At 71.7% G+C, this 12,670-nt stretch carries 7 protein-coding genes; 4 read left to right on the forward strand and 3 right to left on the reverse strand.

The genetic code is table 11. From position 1 onward, the window contains the following. Positions 1–30 precede the first annotated feature (30 nt). Entirely contained in the window at positions 31–2,271 is a 2,241-nt protein-coding gene (locus tag ACIREI_RS40535) for a tetratricopeptide repeat protein (protein WP_403344419.1), read from the forward strand. 79 nt (positions 2,272–2,350) lie between these two features. Then, complete coding sequence (locus ACIREI_RS40540; protein WP_403344421.1) at positions 2,351–3,928, forward strand: phytoene desaturase family protein; 1,578 nt, start codon at positions 2,351–2,353, stop codon at positions 3,926–3,928. Positions 3,929–3,959: 31 nt separating this feature from the next. Here the strand turns inward: ACIREI_RS40540 and ACIREI_RS40545 are convergent, their stop codons facing one another. Then, entirely contained in the window at positions 3,960–5,726 is a 1,767-nt protein-coding gene (locus ACIREI_RS40545; protein WP_403344423.1) for a serine hydrolase, read from the reverse strand. 127 nt (positions 5,727–5,853) lie between these two features. On the opposite strand from ACIREI_RS40545, the gene ACIREI_RS40550 reads away from it, so the two are divergent. Together ACIREI_RS40550 and ACIREI_RS40555 are read left to right on the forward strand one after the other, a co-directional pair. Beyond that, a complete protein-coding gene (locus ACIREI_RS40550; RefSeq protein WP_403344426.1) occupies positions 5,854–6,978 on the forward strand; it encodes an NAD(P)H-dependent flavin oxidoreductase in 1,125 nt (374 codons plus the stop codon). Beyond that, positions 6,975–8,528, forward strand: a complete 1,554-nt coding sequence (locus ACIREI_RS40555) for an acyl-CoA synthetase (RefSeq protein ID WP_403344429.1) — start codon at positions 6,975–6,977, stop codon at positions 8,526–8,528. Before ACIREI_RS40550 ends, ACIREI_RS40555 begins: the two co-directional genes overlap by 4 nt. Positions 8,529–8,572: 44 nt before the next feature. Here the strand turns inward: ACIREI_RS40555 and ACIREI_RS40560 are convergent, their stop codons facing one another. Together ACIREI_RS40560 and ACIREI_RS40565 are read right to left on the reverse strand one after the other, a co-directional pair. Continuing rightward, positions 8,573–11,482, reverse strand: a complete 2,910-nt coding sequence (locus tag ACIREI_RS40560) for an ATP-binding protein (protein WP_403344432.1) — start codon at positions 11,480–11,482, stop codon at positions 8,573–8,575. 174 nt (positions 11,483–11,656) lie between these two features. Further along, positions 11,657–12,667: a (-)-alpha-amorphene synthase gene (locus tag ACIREI_RS40565; RefSeq protein ID WP_403344435.1), complete on the reverse strand. Its 1,011-nt coding sequence runs from the start codon at positions 12,665–12,667 to the stop codon at positions 11,657–11,659. Between the last annotated feature and the right edge of the window lie 3 nt (positions 12,668–12,670).

The following is a 12,670-nucleotide window of genomic DNA, read 5'->3' on the forward strand; positions in this document are numbered from 1 at the left end:
GCGGACCGTGACGGGGGGCGATCGCGGGAGATGGGGGACAGCGGGCTGATCCAGAGCCGATACCGGCTGCTCGATCTGATCGGGCGCGGCGGTATGGGCGAGGTGTGGCGTGCGCGCGACGAGTCGCTGGGCCGGCAGGTCGCCGTGAAGTGCCTCAAGCCGCTGGGACCGCACCACGACCAGTCCTTCACCCGTGTCCTGCGGGAGCGGTTTCGGCGGGAGGCCCGGGTGGCCGCGGCGCTTCAGCACCGCGGGGTGACCGTCGTCCATGACTTCGGCGAGTGCGACGGCATCCTCTTCCTGGTCATGGAGTTGCTTCAGGGCCGCAACCTGAGCCAGCTCCTGGAGGACAACAAGCACCACCCGCTGCCCGTCCCGGACGTCGTCGAGATCGCCGACCAGGTCGCCGCCGCCCTCGCCTACACCCACCAACAGGGCATCGTCCACCGCGACCTGAAGCCCGCGAACATCATGCGGCTCGCCGACGGCACCGTGAAGATCTGCGACTTCGGCATAGCGCGTCTCGGCCACGACATCGGCTTCACCTCCCGGCTCACCGGCACCGGCATCGCGATGGGCACCCCGCACTACATGTCGCCGGAGCAGATCAGCGGCAGCGAGGTGGACCAGCGCAGCGACCTGTACTCGCTGGGATGCGTACTGTACGAAATCGCCACCGGAGTACCGCCGTTCGACCTCGACGACCCCTGGGCGATCCTCGTCGGCCACCGCGACACCCCGCCCCGGCCACCGCGCGAGCACCGCGCCGAGCTGCCCGAGTACCTCGAGAAGGTCATCCTGGACCTGCTCGCCAAACGGCCCGAGGAACGCCCGCACGACGGACGCGAGTTGGGGCGCCGGATCGGTCTCGGCCGCACGACTCCGACGTATGTGCCCACCGTGGTGACCCCGCAGCCGGACCTCAGGCCCCCGGCCCCCCTGGCCCGTGAACCACGCCTGCCGTCCTGGACCCGTGGCATGACCACCGGCCACAAGGCCACCGGCGCCGGACTGCGCACCACACCCCCCGACGCCGGGGCGGGCCTCACCGGCGAGTGGGTCCCCCGGCCGACCGCCGGCCGCCCCGAGGAGACCGCCGTACCGGACGAGCCCGCCGCCCCTTCCGCGGCGACGCTCACCGCGCTGGCCGGACGGCACAACGCCGGGCTCAGCCTGGGTCGGCTCGGCCGCTGGACCGAGGCGGGCGAGGTGCACCGGGCCGTCGCCGCCGAGCGCGAGCACCTCCTCGGCCCCGACCACCCGGACACCCTCGCCAGCCGCTACGAGGTCGCCTTCACCCTCAGCCGCACCGGCCGCGCCGCCGACGCCCTGCGCGAGTACAAGCACGTCGCCCGCGCCCGCAGCCTCGCCCTGGGACCGGACCACCCGGAGACGCTCGCCGCCCGGCAGGAAATGGCTTACGTCCTCGGCCAGCTGGGCCGCCACTTCGACGCGCACCAGGTCTACGCGTCGGTGCTGACGGCACGGGAACGCGCCATGGGCGCCGATCACCCCGACACCCTGCGCTGCCGCCACAACCTCGCCTTCAACCTCAGCAGGCTGGGCCGTCTGGAGGACTCGTACCGCATGGCCGAGGAGGTCGCCGCGGCCCGCGCCCGCGTTCTCGGCCCGCATCACCCCGACACCCTGGTGACCCGCTACGAAGTGGCTTACGCGCTCGGCCAGTTGGGGCGCTGGGCGGAGGCCCTGCGGACCTACCGCGAGGTCGCCGAGGCACGCGGACAGGCCCTCGGCCCGGACCACCCCGACACCCTCGCCGCCCGCTACGAGGTCGGCATCAGCCTCGGCCGACTCGGCCGCAGCGCGGAGGCGCTCCAGCTCTACCGCGACCTGATCGACGACCGCACCCGCGTCCACGGCCCCGCCCACCCCGAGACCCTCCGCGCCCGCCACGGCCTCGGCGTCAACCTCGGCCGGCTCGGCCGCTGGGAGGAGGCCCTCGCCGAATCGCGTGACGTGTGCGCGATCCGCGAGCGAGTGCTGGGACCCGACCACCCCGACACCCTGGTCAGCCGGCGCGAGGTCGCCGTGAGCCTCGGCTGGCTGGGCCGCTGGCCGGACGCGCTCACCGAGTACCGCAGGGTGGCCGCCGCCCGCGAACGCGTCCTCGGCGCCGGCCACCCCGACACCCTCGCCAGCCGCAACGACGAGGCCCACTGCCTGGAACAGCTCGGGCGGGGCGCCGAGGCCGTCGAGCTGTACCGGAGGGTGGCGGTCCTGCGGCAGCAGCGCGGAACCGGCGGTCCGTGAGGCGGCGGCCTCACCGGGCCGCGGACTCCCGCGCGGCCGACCTATGGCCGACCTAGATCATCACGTGTTACGAAGAACCATGCCTGCACACGAGGGACACCCGGGACACCTTACGTACGACGCGGTCATCGTCGGCGGAGGCCACAACGGCCTGGTCGCCGCCGCCTACCTCGCCCGGGCCGGACGGTCCGTGCTGGTACTGGAGCGGCTGGAGCGGACCGGGGGCGCCGCCGTGTCCACGCGGCCGTTCGCCGGCGTCGACGCACGGCTGTCTCGCTACTCGTACCTGGTCAGCCTGTTGCCGAAGAAGATCGTGCGGGACCTCGGCCTGGACTTCCGCGTCCGCACGCGCAATGTCTCCTCGTACACGCCCGTGGAACGGGACGGACGGCCGACCGGACTGCTGGTCGGGGGCGGCGAGCGGCGCACCCGGGAGGCGTTCGCCCGGCTGACCGGCGGCGATGCCGAGTACGCGGCCTGGCAGCGGTTCTACGGCATGACCGGCGAGGTCGCCAAGCGGGTGTTCCCCACCCTCACCGAACCCCTGCCGAGCCGAGCGGAACTGCGCCGCCGGGTGGACGACGAGGAGGCCTGGCGCGTCCTCTTCGAGGAGCCGATCGGTGTCGCGATCGAGGACCGGTTCGCGGACGACCTGGTGCGGGGCGTGGTCCTGACGGACGCGCTGATCGGCACCTTCGCCGACGCCCATGACACGTCCCTGAAGCAGAACCGCTGCTTCCTGTACCACGTGATCGGCGGCGGCACCGGCGCCTGGGACGTCCCCGTCGGCGGCATGGGCGCCCTCACCGACGCCCTGGCCGCGGCGGCTCGTCAGGCGGGCGCGGCCGTCGTCACCGGGCACGAGGCGGTACGGATCGACACGGACGGCCGTACGGCGGAGATCACGTATCGGACGGCGGACGGCGAGGGCGTCGCCGCCGCCCGGCACGTCCTGGTGAACGCCTCCCCGCAGGAGCTGGCCGCCCTCACCGGCGACACGCCCCCGGCCCCCGCCGAGGGCGCCCAGCTCAAGGTGAACATGCTGCTCAAGCGCCTGCCGCGGCTGCGCGACAGCGCCGTCGATCCCCGCGAGGCCTTCGCCGGCACCTTCCACATCGCCGAGAACTACGGCCAACTGGCCACCGCCCACGCCCAGGCCGCCGCCGGGGAACTCCCCACGGCGCCCCCGTCCGAGATCTACTGCCACTCCCTGACCGACCCGACGATCCTCGGCCCCGACCTGGTCGAACGGGGGTACCAGACCCTCACCCTGTTCGGACTGCACACGCCGGCCCGGCTCTTCGAACGCGACAACGACGCCGTACGCGAGGAACTGCTCAAGTCGACGCTCGCCCAGCTCGACGCCCACCTCGCCGAACCCCTCGCCGACTGCCTGGCGACCGACGCCGACGGCCGCCCCTGCATCGAGGCCAAGACCCCGCTGGACCTGGAGCGCGACCTGCGCCTGCCCGGCGGCAACATCTTCCACCGCGAGCTGGCCTGGCCCCACACCCAGGAGGGCACGGGCCGCTGGGGCGTGGAGACCCGGCACCCGAACGTGCTGCTGTGCGGGGCGGGCGCGGTGCGCGGGGGAGGGGTGAGCGGGGTGCCGGGGCACAACGCGGCGATGGCGGTGCTGGAGGGCGGCGACGGCTGAGGGCGCTCGGCGCGCCTTCCGGGCTGAGCGGTCAGTCGGTGGAGGTCGCCCAGCCCGTCGCCTCGATCCGTGCCGCGTCCGCCGGACGGGCCTCGTCGAAGAGGACGGTGTCCGCCGCCTCGACCCGCAGGCCGTCGACGTACGCGCCCCGGCCCACGTACAGCCGGTCGGTCGCGTACCGCCAGCGCAGCACCAGCTGCCCGTGCGCGGGGAGCCGAGCCGTCAGCCGGTGCCAGACACGGCCCGACCAGCCCGTGACCGTGCCGGTGGGGCGATCCTGCGGTCGCTCGCCGGGGCGTGTCGTCGTGAAGGGGAGCCGTTGCCAGCTGGTCCCCCCGTCGGTCGTCGACTCCAGGATCAGGGCGTCCGACTGGGGCTCGGTGTCCCACCACAGGGCGCAGCACAGCCGTGCGTCGCCCGAGGACGTGTCGAGCGCGGGGAGCGAGAGGGTCGCGGTCGTGGCGCTCGTCATTCCCGAGAACCATGCGGTACGACCGTGGCGGGGGCGGACCGGTACGGCGCGGGCGAGGTTGCCGGCGGCGGCGACCCGGGGCGCGGAACCGGAGCGCCAACTGCGCACCGGATGGACCGAGTTGCCGAGCACGACGAGGAAGGAGTCGGTCGTCGGGTCGAGGACCAGCGAGGTGCCGGTGAAGCCGGTGTGGCCCGCGGTGCGCGGCGTGGCCATCGCGCCCATGTACCAGTGCTGGTAGAGCTCGAAGCCGAGGCCGTGCTCGTCGCCGGGAAAGGCGGTGTTGAAGTCGGTGAACATCAGCTCCACCGACTCCGGCTCCAGGATGCGGCACTTGCCGTAGGAGCCGCCGTTGAGCAGTGTCCGGCCGAGGACGGCGAGGTCCCAGGCGTTCGAGAACACGCCCGCGTGGCCCGCGACCCCACCCAGGCTGAAGGCGTTCTCGTCGTGCACCTCACCCCACACGAGCCCCCGGTCCAGGCCGGACCAGGGCCTGCGGGCGTCCTCGGTGGCGGCGATCTTCGGTCTCCAGGCCGCGGGCGGGTTGTAGCGGGTGCGGCGCATGCCGAGTGGGGCGGTGATCTCCTCGTGCAGGAGGGTGTCGAGCGCGCGGCCGGTGATCTTCTCCAGGACCAGCTGGAGGGAGATCAGGTTCAGGTCCGAGTAGAGGTACTGGGTGCCGGGCGCGCTCAGCGGCGCCTCGTTCCAGATGAGTTGGAGCTTCTCCTCGTACGTCGGCGCGTTGTACAGCGGGATCCAGGCGCGGAACCCAGAGGTGTGAGTGAGGAGCTGACGGATCGTCATTTCCTGCTTGCCCGCGCGGCCGAAGTCGGGGAGGTAGGAGGCGACCGTCGACTCCAGGCCGAGGGCACCCCGCTCGATCTGCTGCACGGCGAGGATCGAGGTGAACAGCTTGGACACCGAGGCCAGATCGAAGACGGTGTCCTCGGCCATCGGGATCCGCTCGTCGGCCGAGAACTCGACGCCGGTGTCGGTCTTCTCGTCGTACGCCCGGTAGCGCAGCGCCATGCCGATGGGCTGGTGCAGGGCTACGGTGCCGCCGCGCCCGGCGAGGAGCACGGCGCCCGCGTACCAGGGGTGCTTGGGGGAGGGGCCCAGGAACGCCTCGGCGTCGGTGACGAGTCGGCGCAGGTGGGCGGGCAGGAGGCCGGCGCGCTCGGGGGAGCCGTGCTGGAGGGTCGGGTGCCCGGACGCGGGGACGGCTGCGGCCGGGTCGGCGGGTAAGGGGGCGAGGGCCAGAGTCCCACTCAAGGCCAGGACGCCCAGTTGACGGCGGGTAAGTCTGAGAGCCACCTCGTCAGTCATCGTGAAACCTTCCTGTCGGGTGCCGGTTGTGTCAATGAGGCGTGTGCCGTCCCGGCGGCGGACAGGAAACTGACGGAGCATCAGAAAACCCCTTCCGTCGTCCGGAGGACTGCGGCATCCTGCGCCCATGCAGACGGAGCTGAGCAAGAAACTGGGAGTCGAGCACGCCATCTTCGGCTTCACGCCGTTCCCCGCCGTCGCCGCGGCCATCAGCCGGGCCGGCGGCTTCGGAGTGCTCGGCGCGGTCCGCTACACGGCCCCCGACGAACTCAAACGCGACCTCGACTGGATCGAGGCACATGTCGACGGCCGGCCCTACGGCCTGGACGTCGTCATGCCCGCGAAGAAGGTGGAGGCCCCGAACAATCAAACACTGACCGAGGCCGACGTCGAGGCGATGATCCCCGAGGGGCACAGGCAGTTCGTCAAGGACACCCTCGCCAAGTACGGTGTGCCCGAGCTGGCCGAGGGGGAGGCGTCCGGCTGGCGTATCACCGGGTGGATGGAGCAGGTCGCCCGTAGCCAGCTCGATGTCGCCTTCGACTATCCGATCAAGCTGCTCGCCAACGCGCTGGGCTCACCGCCCGCGGACGTCGTGGAGCGTGCCCATGACCGGGGTGTGCTGGTCGCCGCGCTCGCGGGCAGCGCCCGGCACGCCGTCAAGCACAAGGAGGGCGGCATCGACATCGTGGTCGCCCAGGGCTACGAGGCGGGCGGCCACACCGGTGAGATCGCCTCCATGGTGCTCACACCGGAGGTGGTGGAAGCGGTCGCCCCGCTGCCCGTACTGGCGGCCGGGGGCATCGGCAGCGGCCAACAGGTGGCTGCCGCACTCAGCCTCGGCGCCCAGGGTGTGTGGCTCGGCTCCATATGGCTGACCACCACCGAGGCCGAACTCCCCTCACCCAAACTCATCCAGAAGTTGCTGGCCGCAGGCTCCGGCGACACCGTGCGCTCGCGCGCCCTGACCGGGAAACCCGCCCGTCAGCTGCGCACCGAGTGGACCGACGCCTGGGACGACACCAACGGGCCCGGCACCCTCCCCATGCCCCTGCAGGGACTGCTCGTCGCCGAGGCCGTCTCCCGCATCCAGAAGTACGAGGTCGAGCCGCTGCTCGGCACCCCCGTCGGCCAGATCGTGGGCCGGATGAACAGCGAACGCAGCGTCCAGGCCGTCGTCGACGACCTCACCCGCGGCTTCGAGCGAGCCGTCGATCGCCTCGACCGCATCGCCGGAAGGAGCGGCCAGTGACGAGCACACCCCCCGCGGGCTTCTGGGCCCAGGCAGCGGCCGACCCCGACCGCACGGTCCTAGTCGCCCCCGACGGCGAGGAGTGGACCGCCGGCCGACTGCACGCCGCCGCCAACCGCCTCGTCCACGGCCTGCGCGCGGCCGGAATGGAACGCGGCGACGCCTTCGCCGTCGTGCTGCCCAACAGCGCCGACTTCTTCACCGCGTACCTCGCCGCCAGCCAGGCCGGGTTCTACCTGGTCCCCGTCAACCACCACTTCGTCGGCCCCGAGATCGCCTGGATCGTCGCAGACTCCGGCGCCAAGGTGCTCCTCGCCCACGAACGCTTCGCCGCCCCCGCGCGCCACGCCGCCGACGAGGCAGGCCTGCCCGCCACCCACCGGTACGCGATCGGCTCGGTCGAGGGCTTCCGGCCGTACTCCGAACTCCTCGACGGGCAGCCTGAGTCGGCGCCGGCGGACCGCGAGCTTGGCTGGGTGATGAACTACACCTCGGGCACCACCGGCCGACCGCGCGGCATCCGGCGGCCGCTGGCGGGCAAGGCCCCCGAGGAGGCGTACCTGGGCGGCTTCCTCGGCATCTTCGGCATCCGCCCGTTCGGCGACGACGTGCACCTGGTCTGCTCGCCGCTCTACCACACGGCGGTCCTCCAGTTCGCGGGCGCGTCCCTGCACATCGGCCACCGCCTCGTGCTGATGGACAAGTGGACGCCCGAGGAGATGCTCCGCCTGATCGACCGGGAGAAGTGCACCCACACCCACATGGTCCCGACCCAGTTCCACCGCCTGCTCGCCCTGCCCGAGGAGGTGCGGGCCCGCTACGACGTCTCCTCCATGCGGCACGCCATCCACGGCGCCGCCCCCTGCCCCGACCATGTGAAGCGGGCGATGCTCGAATGGTGGGGCCCGTGTGTGGAGGAGTACTACGCGGCCAGCGAGGGCGGCGGCGCCTTCGCCACCGCCGAGGACTGGCTGAAGAAGCCCGGCACGGTCGGCAAGGCCTGGCCCATCAGCGAACTCGCCATCTTCGACGACGACGGCAACCGGCTCCCGCCCGGCGAACTCGGCACCGTCTACCTGAAGATGAACACCGGGGGCTTCGCCTACCACAAGGACGAGGCCAAGACGAGGAAGAACCGCATCGGTGACTTCTTCACCGTCGGCGACCTCGGCTGTCTCGACGAGGACGGCTATCTCTTCCTCCGCGACCGCAAGATCGACATGATCATCTCGGGCGGGGTCAACATCTACCCGGCCGAGATCGAGTCCGTGCTCCTCTCCCACCCGGCTGTCGCCGACGCCGCCGCCTTCGGCATCCCGCACGACGACTGGGGCGAGGAGGTCAAGGCCGTCGTCGAGCCCGCCCCCGGTCACGAACCGGGTCCTGCCCTCGCCGCCGCGATCCTCGACCACTGTGCCGAGCAACTCGCCGGCTACAAGCGGCCCAAGAGCGTCGACTTCATCCCCGAGATGCCGCGCGACCCCAACGGCAAGCTGTACAAGCGGCGGTTGCGGGACCCGTACTGGGAGGGGCGGGAGCGGCCCGTGTGACCACGGCCCGGCCGCTCGTCCGAGACCGGCGGCCGGCCCTGACCTCAGGAGCGAGGGCGAGGAAAAGTCTCCAGAGCCTTCGCCAGGCCGGCGGCGTCGGTGCCGACCTTGCGGTAGACGCTGGACAGCAACTGCCGCACGCCCTGCTCGGTGAGCCGGAGTTCCTTGGCGATCACCCCCGCCGGCTGTCCCTGGACGGCCAGTTCGGCGGTACGGCGTTCCGGGGCGGTCAGCGTGTCCGCCTGCGCGTACCGCAGCGGCAGTGGGCGCAGTCCGGCCGCCGAGAGTTCCTCCCTGGCCCGGACCGCGAGCGCCTCCGCCCCACAGTGGACGGCACCTTCCAGGCCTCGGTAGAGCCGATCGGCGGCCTCCGGGACCCGGCCGTTGCGGGACAGGGCGGCGCCGTGGCCGACCAGGGCACGGGCGAGCTCGTAGGAGGCGGGTGACTGTTCCAGGTGGTCCACGGCCTCCGCGTACAGGTCGACCGCCGCCGGTCCGCCGGTCACCTCGGCGAGGGTGTGGAGGGCTTGGCCGATCACGGAGGCGGCGCCGAAGTCCCGGGCGCGCTTGACGGCTTCCTGTGCGTGGCCGGCCGCGGCCTCCGGGGCGGTGGGGGCGAGGACGGACGCCAGGTGCAGCTGCCACGGGCACCAGGAGGGGTTGCGCACACCCCGTGCGTCCAGCCAGTCCCCGACGGCGGACAACAGGCTCTCGGCCTCCGCGTGCCGACCCTCGGCCAGCAGCAGCTCGGCGTACACCGTGCGGGGATCGGGGTAGATGACGGCGTTCGGGACGATGTTGCCGTAGTGGTAGGAGTCGGCGAGGCGACGCGCGTCGGTGATGCGGCCGCGGGCGAGCAGGATCTGGATGAGGATGCCGATGGCGAACCACTGGGCGGGGACGGCGCCTGCCACCCGGTCGGCGGTGCGCAGCCCGGACCGTACGAGTTCCTCCGCCTCAGGGAGGCAGCCGCGGCGGTAGCGGATGTAGCCGAAAAGCGTCTGCCCCTGCGCCAGGTGGGAGCCGCGCCAGCCCATGCGCTCGCACTCGGCCATGCCCTGGGTGAACAGCTCTTCGGCTCGCCGCGGCTGGTCGCAGTACATGAACACCAGGGCGACCGAGACGGGCACCTCGAAGCCCCGGTTCTCGTCCGTCCAGCTCAGCCCACCCCGCAGGGCCTCCTCCGCACACGCGAGGACGCTCTGCCGGGGCTCGCCACGCACCACGGCGTCCCAGGCCCGCAGCCCCAGGATGTACCGCTCCTCCAGCCCACGGCCGGTCAACCGCTCGGCCAGCCGCGCCAGCCTGCGCGAGCGGGCGAACGAGTCGGGCTCGTCGGTGCGGAAGGCGCTCCAGACGAAGTGATCGGCCTGCATGCGCAGGCGAATGCGCGGATGAGTGGCAAGCCGCGCCGCGTCGGCGGACACGGTCGCCGCCTCGGCCAGCCGGTCGGTGTGAGCCAGCGCCTGGGTCAGCCGGTAGACGATGGAGGCCCGCAGATGGGGATCCACGTCGGGCTCTGCCAGCGCCTCCTGGAGATGGCTGACCGTGGCCGTGGGTTCGATCAGGAAGGTCGAGCAGGCGAGCTCATGCAGGAGTGCGGCCCGGTCCTGAGGACGCGGTGGCTCCTGCAAGGCTCGGGACAGGGCGCGCCGGGCGGCCTCCGGAGCCCCGGCCCGCAGGTGCACACGGGCGGCCTCGCGCAGGCATGCGACCACCTCGGGCCTGCCCTCGCAGGGAACCTCCAGCAGATGCCGCGCGGCGGCGGTCGGACCGAACCCCGCCGCGCGGACGGCCTCCGCGGCCCTGTCGTGCAGGCCGACCCGCAGGCCGGAGGGAATGGACCGGTAGATCGTCGTGGCGATCAGCGGATGGACGAACTCGATGCCGCCCCCAGGCCCTTCGGCGTCGGCAAGGATGCGGGCGGCGCGCAACTTCTCGGTGGCCTCCACGGCCTCCTCGCTGCCGATCACCGCGAGAGTGGCGGCGAGCTCCCGTGAAACCGGTGGACCCAGTACGGCTGCGGCATGGGCAAAACGGACGGTGGTGGTGCCGAGCGCGCGCAGGCTCTCGATCAGTCCTGGGCCCTTGACCGCGGCGGCCAGGTCCCGCATGGCGGGCAGCTCGTTCTGTGCGCCCTTCAGGTTCCGTTCGCCGAGCCTGATGGCGAGTTCCACGGTCTCGAACGGGCTGCCGCCGGTGACCGACCAGCACTCGTCGCAGAAGTCGTCCTCGACCCCTTCTCCCAGCTCGTCCCGGACGATCTGGGCCACGCCGGCGGCGCTGAGCCGGGCCAGTGAGTACGGGCGGTTCCCGTGACGTTCGACGACCGTGCGGAAGGGGGCAGCCTCGGGCGGCAGTTCGTCGGGGCGGTAGGCGACGACGAGCAGGAGTGGAAGTTCGGCGGCCCGCGGAGCGAACGAGGCGAGCCAGCCGAGTGACTCGAGATCGGCCCAGTGCAGGTCGTCCAGGAGCAGGACGAGAGGCGCCTTCATCGCCGCGAGGCGCGTCATGACCCAGTCGAGGCCGTCGCGTACCCCGGTCGGGTCCGGAGTGTGGGCGGTGTCCGTCGCCTCCAGGCCGAGCGCGGCGGCGACGATGTCGTACCAACTGCCGAGGAAGGTACGGCGTTCTGCCTCGTCCATGGTGGCCAGGGCGGGCTGGACGAGCTGGCGCACCAGACGGAACGCCAGCTCCTGTTCCTTCTCGCCGGCCCGGGCGGAGAGCAGATGGAATCCGTGTGCCGTGGCGCGGGCGCGTGCCTTCGTGAGGAGTGCCGTCTTGCCCAGCCCGGCAGGACCGGTGAAGGCGAGCAGCCCAGTGGGGCGGGGCCGCTGCACGCCGGCGGAGGCGTCGCGGAGGTCCGACAACGCGGAGTCGAGTGCCTGGAGTTCCCGTTGGCGCTCCAGCAACCGGCGGGGCTCGGAGTTCGGTTGCCACGACCCATGCGCCATGTGCCCTACCGCTTCCTGTCGTCGATCCGGAGGACAGCGCAGAGCGTACGCTTCGGGTGAGTGCCCGGTGGCCGTGTTCGGGCACGAGGATGACAGAGAAGGATGAATTCCGCGTCGAAGTGGTTCGATTGTCCGCTCTTCGGGTAGTGAACATCGAATCAGTGCTCTCGGTCGTCAATGCGTGTGAGCGGGAGTAAGCGCCGCGTCCGCATAGCGCGGCACGCTGCGGGACCAGTAGTAACACCCGCGGATCCACCCGACCATGCCGTCCACGTAGCCGATCGCGGCTGGGCTCAACTCCGGCTTGATCTCCTCGTAGAGCCGCTCGAACTCCCTGATCGTGCCGTTGATCTGGCGGATGGCCAGCATGACGGCCGTCGGAAGGGAGCACCGGTGGGCCCGCTGGTGCGCGAGGGCCAGATTGATCATTCCGCCCGTCCGCTGCTCCTTCACCGCGGAGAAGAGGTCGGGTATCCACACGGCCGCATCGGCCGACAGCCGGCTCAGGCGTTGCATGGCGGGATGGTGGAGCTCATCGGGGGACAGCTCGTGCGGTTGCGCCGCTTCGGCCAGCGGGAAGAAGGGCTCGACTCCCGCGGTGAGCGAACGTATCGAGGTGCTCAGTGCCATGTGTGGGGGGAGGGGCTGCGCCTGGGCCACCGCCTCGTACAGGAGGCCGTGCACGTATTCGCGGCTCTTGCATGCCCAGCGCGCGGCTTGTGCGGGGGTGCACCGCTCTCGGACCTGCCTGTGGAGATCGGCCAGCGCTGCCCCGAGGGGCGTGCTGGGCCGAGCGTCGCCGCGCAGGACTGAGATGCTCTCGCTCAGCATCGGCAGCAGCAGGGCCGGCGACCGCCGACCGATCTCTTCCGCGCGGTCGTCGAAGATGAATTGATAGGCGATTTGATTGGCCACGATCTGGAGGAGATCCAACTCCACCGTCGGGCTGATGCAGGACGCGAGTTCGGCGGGCCGGGTGAAGGCGATCATCGCCTCCACTCCCAGTTCGTCGGTCAGCCCGCACGTGCGTAACCACGTGTCGACGCCGGTGGCCGCTCGGGATGCGTGGGCATTGCTCAGAAACGGGAAGGGCATATGGAGATGTGTGTCGATCAGTTCCGTGAGATTGGAGGCGGGAATTCCGCCTTGCGTCACGAGACCGACTTCCTCATGCGTCGTCGACACCTT

Origin of the sequence: Streptomyces sp. NPDC093591 (assembly GCF_044764885.1) — a bacterium.
Classification (GTDB): Bacteria; Actinomycetota; Actinomycetes; order Streptomycetales; family Streptomycetaceae; genus Streptomyces.